Consider the following 14,944-nt stretch of genomic DNA (forward strand, 5'->3'; position numbering starts at 1 on the left):
AAATTTCGGGTTTAAAGCTATGCAGGAGAACCACTTCCCCTGCGTTCTCGTTAGTTTGCGACTGCGTAGCAGCCAAAGTTCTTCTTTTTGAGTGATGCACATGCATCCCATGCTGCTTGTTTTGACGAGAAGCCGACGAAACGGGCACGGTAGAAAGTGGCGTTACCCTTTACGAAAGTCTCGGTGTAAGGCGAAGCCGAACGTAGTGGAGCGCCAACTGACGAAGAAACCTTGGTCAGCATATCGCGGGCCTGACCTTCACTTGGCAGGGATCCGACCTGAATTGCCCAACCGCCGGATGCGGGGGCCGACGCGGTTGTAACCGGGTCAATTTCATGTGCTGGTGCAGAAGGTACCGCAGCCTTTGGTGTAGGGCGAACCGCTGCCTGCGCGGCCATTGCAGCCGGACGCTGAGTTGGAGCGGCAAGAGCCAGAACCTGAGGTTGCTCAATGTCGCCTTCACCGCTTTCATTGTTGATAACATCTGCGACGGCGACGACCTGACGTGCTACCGGAACAGGCGCATTGCGTGCCTTTGGAAGCGTTGCAGAAGCAACGACCTGAGGCACTTCGCTGCGCATCGCAATCAGAGGTTCGGAAACGCGGCCACGCGTTGCTATTGGCAGGTATTTTTTAATGAGCTGCGCCATGTGGGCGTCGCGGCTTGCACCGGTATTGCCACCCATGACAACAGCTACGATACGTCGACCATCAAGGTTGACAGATGAAGCCAGGTTGTAACCGGAAGCATTGGTGTAGCCTGTCTTAATGCCGTCGACGCCTTCGATGCGACCAAGAAGACGGTTGTGGCCGCGAATGGTTTGGCCACGATATTCAAAACTGCTGCGTGAGAAGTATGAAAACTCGCGCGGGAAATGCTGACGAAGCGCGATGCTGAGTATCGCCATATCGCGTGCAGTTGTTACTTGCTGCATATTCGGCAGGCCGGAAGCATTGCGGAATGTGGTGTTGCTCATGCCCAGGCGACGAGCTTTTGCGGTCATCATCTGGGCAAAGCGTTCTTCCGATCCGCCAAGGAATTCGCCGGATGCCGCTGCAACGTCATTCGCAGACTTTGTCACCATTGCAAGGATTGCATCCTCAACGCGAATGTTCTGACCTTTTTTAAAGCCGATCTTTGTCGGTGGCCGCGCCGCCGCATAGGCAGAGACTGGAATGCGAGTGTCTTTGTTGATGCGGCCAGTCTGCATAGCTTCAAGCAGCATGTAGATCGTCATCATCTTGGTCAGAGACGCAGGGTAACGTTTTGCGTCCGCGTTTGAAGCAAACAGGGTTTTACCTGTGTTGGCATCGACAACGATTGCGGCATATCTGTCATTGGCCACAGCAGGAACTGTGGTTGAAGCTGTGGAGCAGCCTGTTACGACAGCAAGAAGAAGAGAAGCTTGAGCTGCTCTTTTCAATACATATGCGACTTTACTGAATGCGGTACGCACGATGATGACCTGCCTGTATTCCGGTTTTTTGAACTGCGGCACAAAGGGCACACAGCAATCTAATTCCGGAACCTTACTGTCATCAGCGTTACCAATCCGTTTATGGTAACCGCATTATTCATAATTTCTAAAAAAAAGTTGATGCTCAAAGTGTGAAGTTGCGCGCAAGAAATCCGTAATTGATGATTGATCTCTTAAAGACTGTGCGTTCAAAATTTTGTTATGATTGGAAATGCCCTGAGATAATTGTGCCAATGTTGCGTCTTGCAATAAGTCTCGGTTGCAAGTGGCAGCGAAGGGCTTAAAATCGGATTATGACGCCCTACATATGAGGGCAAGCAGGCGAGATAGTTGGGCATTTGGGTGTTAGGTTTCATGAGGCATTTTAATCCAGTCATGCAAAGCAAGACCAACGGCGGGAACGGACCGGATAATGGTACCGTTGTGGTCACGCGCACGCAGCCTAAAACCAAAAAGCCTAGCCTCTATCGCGTTCTGCTTCTCAATGATGACTATACTCCTATGGAGTTTGTCATTCATGTCCTGCAACGTTTTTTTCAAAAGAATGTGGACGACGCGACGCGTATCATGTTGCATGTTCATAACCACGGTGTCGGTGAGTGCGGCGTATTCACTTACGAAGTTGCCGAAACCAAGGTTAGCCAGGTCATGGATTTTGCCCGCCAAAACCAGCATCCATTACAATGTGTAATGGAGAAAAAGTGAGGTCATATGCCATCGTTTTCTCCCGGCCTTGAAAGGGCGCTGCATCAGGCGCTTACCATCGCGAACGAGCGGCATCACGAATATGCGACGCTCGAACACCTTTTGCTTGCGCTGATCGACGATCAGGATGCGGGCGCAGTGATGCGCGCCTGTAACGTCGATCTCGAGCATCTCAAACGGATTGTGACCGATTATATAGATCGAGAGCTGGACAATCTGGTCACAGGCTATGACGAGGATTCAAAGCCGACGGCAGCTTTCCAGCGCGTGATTCAACGTGCCGTTATTCACGTCCAGTCTTCAAACCGCGAAGAAGTTACCGGCGCAAACGTGCTGGTTGCCATTTTCGCTGAGCGCGAAAGCCATGCTGCTTATTTCCTGCAGGAGCAGCAGATGACGCGCTACGATGCCGTCAATTATATCTCGCACGGTATTTCAAAGCGCACACAGGGCAGCGAAACGCGTACCCCACGTGGCGCTGAAAGCCCGACCGAAGACCGTAGCAGTGTAGAACAGGAAGAAGGTTCAAAGAAAAAGCAGGATGCTCTTACAGCCTATTGCGTCAATCTGAACGAGAAAGCCAAATCAGGTCGTATTGATCCACTGATTGGTCGGGATAGTGAGATCAGCCGTACAATTCAGGTGCTCTGCCGTCGCTCCAAGAACAACCCGCTTTATGTGGGTGATCCGGGCGTTGGTAAAACCGCGATTGCCGAAGGTCTTGCAAAGCGTATCGTTGAAGGCGATGTGCCGGAAGCGCTTGCTGATGCTACCATCTTCTCGCTCGACATGGGTACGCTGCTTGCTGGTACGCGCTATCGCGGCGATTTTGAAGAGCGATTGAAACAGGTTGTGAAAGAGCTCGAAGACTATCCCGGTGCGGTGCTGTTCATCGATGAAATTCACACCGTCATCGGTGCCGGTGCCACTTCAGGCGGTGCGATGGATGCATCAAACCTGTTGAAGCCAGCGCTTTCTTCGGGTGCAATCCGCTGCATTGGTTCAACGACATATAAAGAATATCGTCAGTTCTTCGAGAAGGACCGCGCATTGGTGCGGCGTTTCCAGAAGATTGATGTCAATGAGCCATCGATCCCGGATGCGATTGAGATCATGAAGGGGCTAAAGCCGTATTTTGAAGACTTCCACAAGGTCAAATATACGGTTGATGCCATCAAGTCGGCCGTTGAGCTTTCTGCACGCTATATCTCCGACCGCAAGTTGCCCGACAAAGCCATCGACGTGATCGATGAAACTGGTGCAAGCCAGATGCTTCTGCCAGAAAACAAGCGCAAGAAGACCATTGGTGTCAAGGAAATCGAAGCAACCATTGCCACCATGGCGCGGATACCGCCGAAATCTGTCTCAAAAGATGACGAGCAGGTGCTCGCACACCTCGAATCAGAATTGAAGCGTGTTGTCTATGGTCAGGATCTGGCGATTGAAGCGCTTTCCTCTGCGATCAAGCTTGCCCGTGCAGGTTTGCGGGAAGCAGACAAGCCAATCGGCTCCTATCTGTTCTCCGGCCCAACAGGTGTCGGTAAGACGGAAGTGGCCAAACAGCTTGCTTCTTCGCTTGGCGTCGAACTGCTTCGTTTCGACATGTCGGAATATATGGAGCGTCACACTGTATCGCGTTTGATCGGCGCACCTCCCGGCTATGTAGGTTTTGATCAGGGCGGCCTTCTGACCGATGGTGTCGATCAGCATCCGCATTGTGTGCTGTTGCTCGATGAAATCGAAAAGGCGCATCCAGATCTCTTCAACATTCTGTTGCAGGTTATGGATCATGGCTCACTTACCGATCATAACGGCAAGAAGATCGATTTCCGCAACGTGATTTTGATCATGACCACCAATGCCGGTGCCGCTGATATGGCAAAGGCTGCGATTGGTTTCGGTTCGACACGGCGCGAAGGTGACGACATGGAAGCGATCAACCGGCTGTTCACGCCGGAATTCCGCAACCGTCTCGACGCAATCGTTCCATTCGGCCCGCTGCCGGTTCCGGTCATCCATCAGGTCGTTCAGAAGTTCGTGCTGCAGCTCGAAGCACAGCTTGCAGAACGTGGCGTGACATTCGAACTGACCGAGCCTGCTATCGCATGGCTTGCTGACAAGGGTTATGACGAGCGCATGGGTGCACGTCCGCTAGCGCGCGTCATTCAGGAACACATCAAGAAGCCATTGGCCAATGAAGTGCTGTTCGGCAAGCTCAAGCATGGCGGTACGGTTCGCGTCGATGTGACGACAAAGGATGATGGCAAGACCGATCTTGCTCTTGAGACTGTTTCCGACAAGCCGGTTACTCCGAAGAAGGATATTCCGGCTGAAAAGAAGCAGCCCGTGCGCAAGAAGATAGCGCCGAAGAGGGCTGAAAAGGAAAAGGTTCTTGCTGGCAAGGATGAGGCCGCGCCAAAACCTGCCACCAAGGCTTCGACGGCGAAATCGTCGGTTCCTAAAGTGCCGCGTAAGAAATAAGAACTTAAAAAGGCCCTTCACATGAGGGCCTTTTTTATTGACCGCATTTGCGGCTGAAAAACTGCTTCGCACTTTTGGCTTAAATACATCTTCAGTTTTTAATATGCATTATCCTGCGCAAAACCGCTTCGCACTTTTGCTGGAAATGCTTTAGTTTGAAGCATGTCTTCGAGTCTTTCCCCCAGTTCAGACCAACAGTCAGCAGAGCAATCTGGCCATATTGGCTGGTTTTTCCGCGGTACGCGCCGAATAGTGAGTGTGCCTGCTATTTTGTTGATGAGTTCCTTTATTGGCTTTTCAGGACTAGCAATCGAAAGTGGCATAACAGTCGGACAAGCGGTGTTTATGACGCTGACCATCTGGGCTTTGCCCGCAAAGGTGGTGCTCATTGGCGCGATCAGTGCCGGGGCATCCATTCCCGCAGCGGCCTTGGCTGTAGGATTGTCATCTGTTCGCCTAATGCCGATGGTGGTGGCGCTTTTACCGGAATTGAAAGGCCCAAAGACACGCAAGCTGACGCTTGCAGCCCTATGCCATTTTGTAGCGGTGACTGCTTGGGTCATGGCAATGGAAGAGCTGCGTAACGTGCCGCGCAATATGCGGACTAGTTATTTTGCGGGTATCGGCTCTGTTCTCGTCGGCACGAATGCGCTTGTGGTCGCTCTGGTTTACATGCTTTCCGCGTCATTTCCGCCGGTGGTGTTTGCAGCGCTTTTCATGCTGACACCGATGTACTTTTTGACGTCGCTTTGGCGTTCGGCGCGTGAACGGGCCGGGCAAATTGCCATGGTCTCCGGTATCGTCCTTTTCCCGATCTTCCACCAGTTTGCGCCCGGCTATGATCTACTTCTGACTGGTATTTTCGGCGGACTGATTTCATTCGCCTTTCACCGCTCGCGCAAGGCGAGCGAGGAGGCTCTGCAATGAATTGGAACAGCTATTCCGATTGGTGGTGGCCGCTTGTATTTATCCTGCTTGCAGGTGCACTTCCAACATACATATTCCGTGTCATGGGAGTGATTGTCGGTGGGCGGATACGCGAGGATTCAGAAGTTCTGGTGTTTGTGCGCTGTGTTGCGACGGCACTGGTTGCAGGCGTGATCGCACAGCTTATTCTGTATCCGAACGGGGAGCTCGCAAACTCCCCGATGTGGCTTCGTATTGGATCGGCAGCTGCCGGATTCATCGCTTATCTTATCGCGGGCAAGCGCTTGCTTGTCGGTATTATGGTGGCTGAAGCGCTGCTGATTGCCGGATTGTTGAGCTTATAAAGACGATTCTTATCAAAGTGCTGCGCGGATTTTCTCAGCATTTGCTGTAAGAACGGCAGCGTCTTCCATTTTTCCGGTATGAGGCTTCAGTTCTACACCTTCAAAACGCGGGATAACGTGGAAGTGCAGATGGTAAACCGTCTGCCCTGCTGCCGATTCATTGAATTGAATGACAGTGACGCCATCCGCGTCAAAAGCCTTCTTCACGGCATTTGCGATCTTCTGCACGGCTTTGATAGCTTCCGCGAGCGTTTCCGGCTTTGCATCAAGGAGGTTGCGTGATGGCGCTTTTGGAACAATCAGCGTGTGGCCTGTTCCCTGCGGCATGACATCCATGAATGCCACAACATCATCCGTTTCATAAACGCGCGTTGACGGAATCTCGCCGCGCAGGATTTTTGCAAAGATGTTGTTGTCATCATAGGTAGCGGACATGGTGTTCTCTCCAGTTCAGTCTCTTATTCGGTTGTTATCGTGATGCCTGCTTGAAAGGCGTGTGCTCTTTCAGTGCTTTGTGTATCTGATCGACTTCTCGTCGTTCACGTTCCAGATAGTCGCTGACAGCGTGACGGAAACCTTCATGCGAAATATAATGCGCGGAATGGGTTGTAACCGGCGCATAGCCACGCGCAAGCTTGTGCTCGCCCTGTGCACCTGCTTCCACAACCCGTAATTTGCGATCAATCGCGAAGTCTATCGCCTGATGGTAGCAAACCTCAAAATGGAGGTATGGGTGATCCTCAATGCAGCCCCAGTGACGTCCATAAAGTGTATCGCTACCGATGAAATTGATTGCACCGGCAATGTAACGGCCATTACGTTTTGCCATGACCAGCAGGATATCCTGCGCCATTGTTTGGCCAATCAACGAGAAAAACTTCCGGTTGAGATAAGGGCGACCCCACTTGCGACTGCCTGTATCAATATAGAATTCAAAAAAGTCGTCCCATACGGATTCTGTCAGATCGCTACCGGTCAGCCAGTCGATTTCGATGCCTTCTAAAAGCGCTTCTCGACGTTCTTTTTTGAGAGCTTTGCGTTTTCTCGACACTAGCTCATTTAGAAAATCATCATAATTAGAAAAACCATTGTTTATAAAATGAAATTGCTGATCTGTTCGATGCAGAAAACCAGCTGCTTCAAGCGATGAAATCTCGGTCTGGGGCGCGAATGTAACGTGCGCAGAAGAAGCGCCTGTCTGATCAGTGAGTTGCCGCAACCCCGCTGCGAGAGCAAACTGGATTGCTCCGGGTTCAAACTCCCGATTATGAAGCAGGCGCGGGCCGGTTGCGGGCGTAAACGGAACTGATGCCTGAAACTTGGGGTAGTAACGCCCGCCTGCGCGTTCGAAAGCATCTGCCCAGCCGTGGTCGAATACATATTCGCCCTGACTATGGCCTTTCAGGTAATTGGGTATTGCCCCGATGAGGTAACCCTGGTCGTCTTCGAGGCGGAGATAGTGAGGTAACCAGCCAGCCTGTTGTGAGACCGAGCCTGAATGCTCCAACGCCAGAAGAAATGCGTGGGAAATAAACGGGTTATAATTGCCATCCTGCCGGGACGTTCCGGCAAGATGGTTCCATTCATCTTCTGAAAAGTCGCCAACGCTTTCAACGATGCGAAGAGCGAAGCTTTGCTCAGTCTGCTTCTCGTCGTCATTCATGGCGAAATGTCCTGTTAGGCGGCCAATGCGCGTGGATCGAAGCCTTCAAAAGTGATCTGATCCACGTTGAGATCGCTATGCTTTTTCATTTCCATATCTCGTACTGTCCAGCTGATGACAGGAAGGTCAAGCTTTTCACGCACGAAGCTGACGAACGGGTTCGGCAGGTGATGCACATTATAGGATACAAAGGAAATCTGATGCGCGAGCATTGCGAAGTGTGCTTCGAAAGCCTTTGTACGCGTGCCTTCCGCTGTCAACCCTGCCGGGATGCCGGGAGCGTCGCTTGCGAAGCGTCGAACCAGATGATGGTCGAAAGACATGATTGCAGCGTCGCCCTTATATGAAGCCAATTCTTTTGCAACCGCCGCAACAAGACCGTCATCTCGGCCTTCAATACCCTTCAGTTCAATAACGACAGGTACGCGGCTGGCAACGAGGTCAAGCATCTGTTTGAGTGTTGGCGCGCGATCAGCAGTGCCACCAATATGAAGTTCGCTGGCTTCAGCGAGCGTCAGGTCGCTGATACGGCCTTCCCGCCCGGTGAGGCGCTTGAGGTCGTCATCATGAAACACGATAACACCGCCGTCTTTGGTCAAATGGACGTCGCATTCAATCGCAAAGCCAGCTTTTGCTGCTGCATCAAAGGCAGCGAGCGTGTTTTCCCAGCGCTCTTTATTGAGGTCGTGCAGGCCGCGATGCGCAATGGGTTGTTTTTTAAGCCATTCAGGAGATGACATTATGCAACCTCGATGATTGCTTCGATTTCAACCGGTGCATTCAGCGGGAGGCTTGCAACGCCGACTGCAGCGCGTGCGTGCTTGCCAGCATCACCGAGGACTGCGACGAGGAGATCGGAGGCGCCATTGGCGACCAGATGCTGTTCAACAAAATCGGCTGTGGACGATACAAATACTGTGATTTTTATGACCCGCTTGATACGGTTCAAATCGCCAAGAGCGGCCTTTGCCTGTGCAAGAACGTTAACGGCGCAGGCGCGTGCTGCGACCTGACCGTGGGCAACCGTCAGGGCATCGCCGATCTGACCTGTGTGAACGAGCTTGCCGTTTTCTAATGGAAGCTGGCCTGAAGTCAGAAGGAGAGAACCGGTTTGTGCGAACGGCACATAGTTTGCTGCGGGTGCTGCAGCTTCCGGTAAAGATATACCCAGATTTTTAAGGCGACTGTCGATGGTATCGGTCATTCCATTAATCCCTGCTAACTTAATGCCTTGAGCTTCTCTTTCATCAAGAGAATCGGTGAAACTTTTGGGGAGGGTGCGTTTTTTGCCTCGCTTCCGCCACGAGTTTTTTTATCATGCTGCTCAACATATCGGGAGATTCATTTATGCGCTTTTTGACAATGGCATTTGCGGCATCCGGAGCAGCTATTTGCATATGGAGCGGCATTGCCAACGCTTCATCGACGGTAACTTTGGTTCCGCATCGCGCCGTTTATGATCTCACGCTCGATCGTTCTGATGAAAAATCCGGTATCAGTGGACTCACAGGTCGTATGGTTTATGAGTTTAATGGATCAGCCTGTGAAGGCTATACGACGAATTTCCGTTTTGTCACGCGCATTGATATGGATGAGCAACCGCAACGCGTGACCGATCAGCAGACAACAACCTTTGAAAGCGGCAACGGGAAGGATTTCCGTTTCGTCAACAAAACCTTCGTTGACAAAGAACTCGTCAAGGAAGTTCGTGGCGATGCCAAGGTTGAAGATGGCAAGACGGTTGTTGCGCTGACAAAGCCAAAGGAAAACAAACTCGACCTTAAGGCGACGCAGTTTCCAACGACGCATATGGAAGAGCTGATCGCAAAAGCGGCAGCTGGTGAAAAGTTCTATCAGACTTCTCTTTATGATGCTTCGGAAGATGCCGACCGTATTGTTTCGACCACGGTTGTTGTTGGCAAGGAACAGGAAGCCAGGGACGACGAAACTAAAGCCATGGGCAAGTTCATGAAAGACAATGTCTGGCCTGTGACGATTTCCTATTTTGATGATACGCAAAAGCAGGACGGACTTCCGATCTATCGCATTAACTTCAAGCTTTACAAAAACGGAATAACACGCGATCTGACAATGGATTATGGTGATTTCTCCATGCGCGGTAAGCTCGTCAAGCTTGATGTTTATGACGAAAAAGCACCCAAAGCAGATTGCAAATAGGTCATTTACCACAGCCTTCGGCGTTATAATTGTCCGAAGGCTTGCATTTGTCAGCGCGTTGGTTTAACAGCGCGCCTATTCCACACACGGGATTGGGCTTTTGCAGGGAGAAATCCTGCCTCAGCCTCCGGTGGCGAGAAATCGCCTCAGCCCGTGGAGGTTCAACCGGAAAAGGAAAATACAGATGGCATTGCCTGAATTCAGCATGCGTCAGCTTCTGGAAGCTGGTGTTCACTTCGGCCACCAGACCCACCGCTGGAACCCAAAGATGGCTCCTTACATCTATGGCGACCGCAACAATATCCATATCCTCGATCTGTCCCAGACCGTTCCTCTTTTGCACAACGCGCTGAAGGTCGTTTCTGACACCGTTGCTCGCGGCGGTCGTGTTCTGTTCGTTGGTACGAAGCGTCAGGCTTCGGACATCATCGCTGACGCAGCAGCTCGCTCGGCTCAGTATTATGTCAATGCACGCTGGCTCGGCGGCATGATGACCAACTGGAAGACAATCTCGAACTCGATCCAGCGTCTGCGCAAGCTCGACGAAATTCTGGCTGGCGACGCTCAGGGTTACTCGAAGAAAGAACGTCTGAACCTCGAACGCGAACGCGAAAAACTGGACCGTGCTCTCGGTGGTATCAAGGACATGGGTTCGGTTCCTGACCTGATGTTCATCGTTGATACCAACAAGGAAGCAATTGCTATCCAGGAAGCCAAGCGTCTGGGCATTCCAGTTGTTGCTATCATCGATTCGAACTGTAACCCGGATCAGATCGACTACCCAATTCCGGGTAACGACGATGCTGCACGCGCTATTTCGCTTTATTGCGACCTGGTTGCTCGCGCTGCTCTTGATGGTATCGCTCGTCAGCAGGGTGCTCTCGGCATTGATATTGGTGCGCAGGCTGAAGCTCCTATCGAGCCAGCTCTCGAAGCTCCAGCTGAAGGCGCGTAATCAGCGCTCGTGATTTTCATCCATCCGTTACATGACGGGTGGATAACTTCATTCGTTCCGATGCAATAAGCGTCGGTTAAAAGTTGGCACACCCATCCGGTGTGCCTTCGCTTTCGTGAAAGGCGACACAATGAGCATTTCCGCATCACAGGTTAAAGAACTCCGCGAACTGACTGGCGCAGGCATGATGGACTGCAAGGCAGCGCTTGCTGAAACCAATGGCGACATCGAAGCCGCTGTTGATTATCTGCGCGCGAAGGGTATCGCTAAGGCTGACAAGAAGGCTGGCCGTACAGCTGCTGAAGGTCTTGTTGGTGTTGCTGCTTCCGGCAACAAGGCTGTTGTTGTTGAAGTCAACTCCGAGACCGACTTCGTTGCTCGTAACGATGCTTTCCAGGATCTCGTCCGTAAAATCGCTGAGGCTGCTCTTTCGACCGACGGTTCGTCTGAAGCTACTGCTGAAGCAAACATCGACGGCAAGACCGTTACGCAGGCTGCTAAGGACGCAGTTGCAACCATTGGTGAAAACATCAGCTTCCGTCGTTCGGCAGCTCTTGAAGTTTCCAAGGGTGCTGTTGCTACCTACATCCATAACGGTGTTGCAGATGGCCTCGGCAAGCTTGGTGTTCTCGTCGCAATCGAAACCGAAGGCAATGCAGAAGCTGCAAGCGCATTCGGTCGTCAGGTTGCAATGCACGTTGCTGCTATCAACCCGCTCGCTCTGACTGCTGCTGACGTTGATCCAGCTGCTGCAGAACGCGAAAAGGCGATTTTCATCGAACAGGCTCGTGAATCGGGCAAGCCAGACAACATCATCGAAAAGATGATCGAAGGCCGCATGCGCAAGTTCTACGAAGAAGTTGTTCTTCTCTCGCAGGCTTTCGTTATCAACCCTGATCTGACTGTTGAAGCTGCTCTCAAGGAAGCTGAAAAGTCGATCGGCGCTCCTGCCAAGATCACTGGCTTTGCACGTATCGCTCTCGGTGAAGGCATTGAGAAGGAAGAAAGCGATTTTGCTGCTGAAGTTGCTGCTGCAGCTAAGGGCTAATATTATTTTTCAAAGCGCATTCTGTTTAGACAAGCGCTTTGATATTTCTTTTCCTGCATTACCCTTCGCAATACCGTTTTGCACTTTTGCTGGAAATGCTTGAAAAGACCATTGATTTTGAAGGGCATCGCGTGACAACGCGGTGCCCTTCGTGTATCGCAAACCGAATAGTATCAGTTGATCACCACCTGCGGAGAAACTCCATGTCCGTTAAGCCCGCCTATAAACGCGTTCTTCTGAAAGCCTCCGGTGAGGCATTGATGGGCAGTCAGGGCTTTGGCATCGATGTTTCGGTTGCCGATCGCATTGCAAACGATATCAAACAGGCCCGCACACTGGGCGTCGAAGTTGGCGTCGTGATAGGCGGCGGCAATATTTTCCGCGGTGTTGCGGTGGCCTCAAAGGGTGGTGATCGTGTGACCGGCGACCATATGGGGATGCTCGCAACTGTGATTAACTCGCTGGCTCTGCGCACATCGTTGCACAAAATCGGCGTGGATGCCGTTGTTCTCTCTGCCATAGCAATGCCCGAAATCTGCGAGAGTTTTTCACAGCGGCAGGCAACTGCCTATATGGATGAGGGCAAGGTTGTGATTTTTGCTGGCGGTACGGGCAATCCATTTTTCACGACAGATTCTGCGGCCGCATTGCGTGCAGCGGAAATTGGGGCCGATGCACTTCTCAAAGGCACGCAGGTGGACGGCATTTACTCAGCTGATCCGAAAAAAGACTCTACTGCGACACGCTTTGATACTCTCACACATAAGGAAGTTCTGGATCGCGGTCTTGCTGTCATGGATACAACTGCGGTTGCGCTTGCGCGTGAGAATAACATTCCGATAATAGTCTATTCCATCCATGAAAGCGGTGGCTTGGCCGAAATTCTGCAAGGCAGGGGACGTTGCACGGTCGTTTCCGATAATTGATCTGCTCCCCTGTTAAGTAATGAAGGAGATACTGATGAGCGATGTTTTTGACATCAACGATCTGAAGCGCCGCATGGAAGGCGCTGTCAACGCGCTAAAGCACGATCTTGGCGGCCTGCGCACAGGACGCGCTTCGGCAAGCTTACTCGAACCAATTACGATTACGGCATATGGTTCTGAAATGCCGATTAATCAGGTTGCAAATATCACGGTCCCTGAAGCACGTATGCTCTCTGTCTCCGTATGGGATAAGACAATGGTCAGCGCTGTCGAGCGTGCGATTCGCGATTCCGGACTGGGTCTCAATCCAATCACCGATGGTATGACACTGCGCATTCCTTTGCCGGAGCTTAATGAGCAGCGCCGTAAGGAACTGGTCAAGATTGCGCACCAGTATGCTGAGCAAGGTCGTATTGCAGCGCGTCATGTTCGCCGCGATGGGATGGATACGCTCAAGAAGCTCGAAAAAGATGGTGATATCAGCCAGGACGATAGTCGTGGTCTTTCTGAAAAGGTTCAGAAGCTGACGGACGATACCATCGCTGAAATGGATAAGATTGTTGCTGTTAAGGAAGGGGAGATCATGCAGGTCTAGGCCTGACATGATTTTTCAGTGAGGGAGAACTCTGACATGTCCGATCCGCGCCACATTGCCATTATCATGGACGGTAATGGTCGTTGGGCAAAGGCGCGCGGGCTGCCACGCAGCGCTGGCCACAGGGCCGGGGTCGAGGCATTGCGCGAAACGGTGCGTGGCGCCGGGGACCGCGGTCTAGGCTTTCTCACACTGTTTGCTTTTTCGTCTGAAAACTGGTCGCGCCCAAGCGGTGAAGTCGGCGATCTCATGGGATTGCTGAAACTTTTCATTAGGCGCGATCTGGCTGAGTTGCATCGTAATAATGTTCGCGTCAGGATTATTGGGGAGCGGGAAAATCTAGCCTCTGACATTTCTGGTTTGTTGGGGGAGGCAGAATCGCTGACCCGGCAGAATACCGGGCTCAACCTTATCATTGCCTTCAATTATGGCTCCCGTGATGAGATTGCACGTGCGGTTAAGAGCCTTGCAAGAGATGTTGCCGCGGGCCTTCTTGATCCTTCATCCATTTCGCCCGATTTGATTTCCGCTAATCTGGATACGGCGGGCATTCCAGATCCGGACTTGATCATACGAACCAGTGGCGAAATGCGTCTTTCCAATTTTCTGCTTTGGCAGGCAGCCTATGCAGAGTTTCTGTTTGTGCCGGGGCATTGGCCTGACTTTAAATCCGCTGATCTTGATGCCGCGTATGAAGTTTTCCGCCAACGTGAGCGTCGCTTCGGTGGTGTAGACGTACGTGAACAACAAGAAGAGTACGTGTGCCCTTCGGCCAATGGTGCAGCTGTCTAAGGCCGCTCCTTCGCTTTATCGAAAGGTATCGATGTCAAATCTGCAAACGCGTATTCTGACCGCCATCGTTCTTGGTACTGTAGCTCTTTGGCTAACTTGGGTAGGCGGGCTGGGATTTACTCTGTTCGCAATCGCTATTGGCCTTGCGATGTTTTATGAGTGGACGGAACTCAGCGCGACGAAGCAGACGACATTTTCCCGTCGATTTGGTTGGATTTGGCTGATCCTCATTTCAATTCTTTTGATTCTTGATCGGGGTGCCATACTTACAATCGGCGTGCTGGCATTGGGGACTGCTATTCTTCTTGTGACGGAGTGGAATAAGGGACGCGGCTGGCCTGCCGGCGGCCTTTTCTATGCCGGCTTTTCCGCTGTTTCACTTTCACTGTTGCGTGGTGACGAGCCGTTTGGTTTCACAGCTATATGTTTTTTATTCGCTGTCGTATGGTCAACTGATATTGCAGCCTATTTTAATGGGCGCGCACTTGGTGGGCCTAAACTTGCTCCACGCTTTTCACCAAATAAAACATGGTCTGGTGCTTTGGGTGGGGCAGCGGCAGCCGTTGCCGGCGGAATTCTGGTTGCCTCTCTCGTGGCGCCTCCCGGAAGCTGGGTTGTGCCTTTACTCGCGCTGTTGCTGTCCATTGTCTCGCAGATAGGTGATCTTGCAGAGTCATGGGTTAAGCGCCAGTTCGGGGCCAAGGATTCAGGCCGCCTCTTGCCGGGGCATGGTGGAGTTCTGGACCGGGTCGATGGTCTCGTCGCGGCTGCAGCACTCTTATATGTATTTGGGGCGGTTATGGCGGAGCCAGACGTTCCATCAGCTATCTTTTTTCGTTTCTGACCACATGT

The 14,944-nt window shown here is 51.8% G+C and carries 16 protein-coding genes; 11 read left to right on the forward strand and 5 right to left on the reverse strand.

What is annotated here, in order from left to right:
* Window positions 1-50: 50 nt before the first annotated feature.
* Entirely contained in the window at window positions 51-1,457 is a 1,407-nt protein-coding gene (locus tag H5024_RS06840) for an SPOR domain-containing protein (protein WP_187546674.1), read from the reverse strand.
* 375 nt (window positions 1,458-1,832) lie between these two features.
* On the opposite strand from H5024_RS06840, the gene clpS reads away from it, so the two are divergent.
* The 4 genes from clpS to H5024_RS06860 all read left to right on the forward strand — a co-directional run bounded on the left by clpS (window position 1,833) and on the right by H5024_RS06860 (window position 5,935).
* Window positions 1,833-2,183 (forward strand): ATP-dependent Clp protease adapter ClpS, encoded by a 351-nt coding sequence (gene clpS, locus H5024_RS06845; protein WP_187546676.1) that lies wholly within the window; start codon window positions 1,833-1,835, stop codon window positions 2,181-2,183.
* 6 nt (window positions 2,184-2,189) lie between these two features.
* Entirely contained in the window at window positions 2,190-4,664 is a 2,475-nt protein-coding gene (gene clpA / locus H5024_RS06850; protein WP_187544692.1) for an ATP-dependent Clp protease ATP-binding subunit ClpA, read from the forward strand.
* A gap of 276 nt (window positions 4,665-4,940) precedes the next feature.
* A complete protein-coding gene (locus H5024_RS06855) occupies window positions 4,941-5,591 on the forward strand; it encodes an AzlC family ABC transporter permease (RefSeq protein ID WP_247875219.1) in 651 nt (216 codons plus the stop codon).
* Window positions 5,588-5,935 (forward strand): AzlD domain-containing protein, encoded by a 348-nt coding sequence (locus H5024_RS06860; protein ID WP_187544696.1) that lies wholly within the window; start codon window positions 5,588-5,590, stop codon window positions 5,933-5,935. The genes H5024_RS06855 and H5024_RS06860 overlap by 4 nt, the downstream gene beginning before the upstream one ends.
* 12 nt (window positions 5,936-5,947) lie before the next feature.
* Here the strand turns inward: H5024_RS06860 and H5024_RS06865 are convergent, their stop codons facing one another.
* From H5024_RS06865 to H5024_RS06880, 4 genes are read right to left on the reverse strand one after another with little or no spacing between them, the layout of a single operon-like run.
* Complete coding sequence (locus H5024_RS06865; protein WP_187544698.1) at window positions 5,948-6,370, reverse strand: HIT family protein; 423 nt, start codon at window positions 6,368-6,370, stop codon at window positions 5,948-5,950.
* Window positions 6,371-6,404: 34 nt separating this feature from the next.
* A complete protein-coding gene (locus H5024_RS06870; RefSeq protein WP_187544700.1) occupies window positions 6,405-7,598 on the reverse strand; it encodes a GNAT family N-acetyltransferase in 1,194 nt (397 codons plus the stop codon).
* A 14-nt stretch (window positions 7,599-7,612) separates the two neighbouring features.
* Window positions 7,613-8,338, reverse strand: coding sequence for a glycerophosphodiester phosphodiesterase (locus tag H5024_RS06875; RefSeq protein ID WP_187544703.1), 726 nt, complete (start codon window positions 8,336-8,338; stop codon window positions 7,613-7,615).
* Window positions 8,338-8,802, reverse strand: coding sequence for a RidA family protein (locus tag H5024_RS06880; protein WP_187544705.1), 465 nt, complete (start codon window positions 8,800-8,802; stop codon window positions 8,338-8,340). Before H5024_RS06880 ends, H5024_RS06875 begins: the two co-directional genes overlap by 1 nt.
* A gap of 143 nt (window positions 8,803-8,945) precedes the next feature.
* Here H5024_RS06880 and eipB point away from each other — a divergent pair, with 143 nt between their 5' ends.
* The 7 genes from eipB (at window position 8,946) to H5024_RS06915 (ending at window position 14,936) form a co-directional block, all read left to right on the forward strand.
* The gene (gene eipB, locus H5024_RS06885; RefSeq protein ID WP_187544708.1) at window positions 8,946-9,776 is read left to right on the forward strand and encodes a cell envelope integrity protein EipB; all 831 of its coding nucleotides are present in this window, start codon (window positions 8,946-8,948) and stop codon (window positions 9,774-9,776) included.
* A gap of 184 nt (window positions 9,777-9,960) precedes the next feature.
* Window positions 9,961-10,731: a 30S ribosomal protein S2 gene (gene rpsB / locus H5024_RS06890; RefSeq protein WP_187544710.1), complete on the forward strand. Its 771-nt coding sequence runs from the start codon at window positions 9,961-9,963 to the stop codon at window positions 10,729-10,731.
* Between the two features lie 130 nt (window positions 10,732-10,861).
* The gene (gene tsf, locus H5024_RS06895; protein ID WP_187544712.1) at window positions 10,862-11,779 is read left to right on the forward strand and encodes a translation elongation factor Ts; all 918 of its coding nucleotides are present in this window, start codon (window positions 10,862-10,864) and stop codon (window positions 11,777-11,779) included.
* A gap of 203 nt (window positions 11,780-11,982) precedes the next feature.
* A complete protein-coding gene (pyrH, locus tag H5024_RS06900; protein ID WP_187544714.1) occupies window positions 11,983-12,705 on the forward strand; it encodes a UMP kinase in 723 nt (240 codons plus the stop codon).
* A gap of 34 nt (window positions 12,706-12,739) precedes the next feature.
* The gene (gene frr, locus H5024_RS06905) at window positions 12,740-13,300 is read left to right on the forward strand and encodes a ribosome recycling factor (RefSeq protein ID WP_187544717.1); all 561 of its coding nucleotides are present in this window, start codon (window positions 12,740-12,742) and stop codon (window positions 13,298-13,300) included.
* An 18-nt stretch (window positions 13,301-13,318) separates the two neighbouring features.
* Window positions 13,319-14,092 carry an isoprenyl transferase gene (locus H5024_RS06910; protein WP_348770678.1) on the forward strand — a complete coding sequence of 258 codons (774 nt, stop codon included), beginning with the start codon at window positions 13,319-13,321 and terminating at the stop codon, window positions 14,090-14,092.
* Between the two features lie 31 nt (window positions 14,093-14,123).
* Window positions 14,124-14,936: a phosphatidate cytidylyltransferase gene (locus H5024_RS06915; protein ID WP_187544722.1), complete on the forward strand. Its 813-nt coding sequence runs from the start codon at window positions 14,124-14,126 to the stop codon at window positions 14,934-14,936.
* Window positions 14,937-14,944 lie beyond the last annotated feature (8 nt).

The organism is Ochrobactrum sp. Marseille-Q0166, from assembly GCF_014397025.1.
GTDB lineage: Bacteria > Pseudomonadota > Alphaproteobacteria > Rhizobiales > Rhizobiaceae > Brucella.

Bases quoted from the DNA above. Each gene is read 5' to 3' on its own strand.
- H5024_RS06860 (WP_187544696.1), top strand. From the start codon at position 5,588: ATGAATTGGAACAGCTATTCCGATTGGTGGTGGCCGCTTGTATTTATC.
- H5024_RS06870 (WP_187544700.1), bottom strand. From the start codon at position 7,598: ATGAATGACGACGAGAAGCAGACTGAGCAAAGCTTCGCTCTTCGCATC.
- H5024_RS06855 (WP_247875219.1), top strand. From the start codon at position 4,941: ATGAGTTCCTTTATTGGCTTTTCAGGACTAGCAATCGAAAGTGGCATA.
- H5024_RS06875 (WP_187544703.1), bottom strand. From the start codon at position 8,338: ATGTCATCTCCTGAATGGCTTAAAAAACAACCCATTGCGCATCGCGGC.
- eipB (WP_187544708.1), top strand. From the start codon at position 8,946: ATGCGCTTTTTGACAATGGCATTTGCGGCATCCGGAGCAGCTATTTGC.
- frr (WP_187544717.1), top strand. From the start codon at position 12,740: ATGAGCGATGTTTTTGACATCAACGATCTGAAGCGCCGCATGGAAGGC.
- H5024_RS06880 (WP_187544705.1), bottom strand. From the start codon at position 8,802: ATGACCGATACCATCGACAGTCGCCTTAAAAATCTGGGTATATCTTTA.
- H5024_RS06865 (WP_187544698.1), bottom strand. From the start codon at position 6,370: ATGTCCGCTACCTATGATGACAACAACATCTTTGCAAAAATCCTGCGC.
- clpA (WP_187544692.1), top strand. From the start codon at position 2,190: ATGCCATCGTTTTCTCCCGGCCTTGAAAGGGCGCTGCATCAGGCGCTT.
- tsf (WP_187544712.1), top strand. From the start codon at position 10,862: ATGAGCATTTCCGCATCACAGGTTAAAGAACTCCGCGAACTGACTGGC.
- pyrH (WP_187544714.1), top strand. From the start codon at position 11,983: ATGTCCGTTAAGCCCGCCTATAAACGCGTTCTTCTGAAAGCCTCCGGT.
- clpS (WP_187546676.1), top strand. From the start codon at position 1,833: ATGAGGCATTTTAATCCAGTCATGCAAAGCAAGACCAACGGCGGGAAC.
- H5024_RS06915 (WP_187544722.1), top strand. From the start codon at position 14,124: ATGTCAAATCTGCAAACGCGTATTCTGACCGCCATCGTTCTTGGTACT.
- rpsB (WP_187544710.1), top strand. From the start codon at position 9,961: ATGGCATTGCCTGAATTCAGCATGCGTCAGCTTCTGGAAGCTGGTGTT.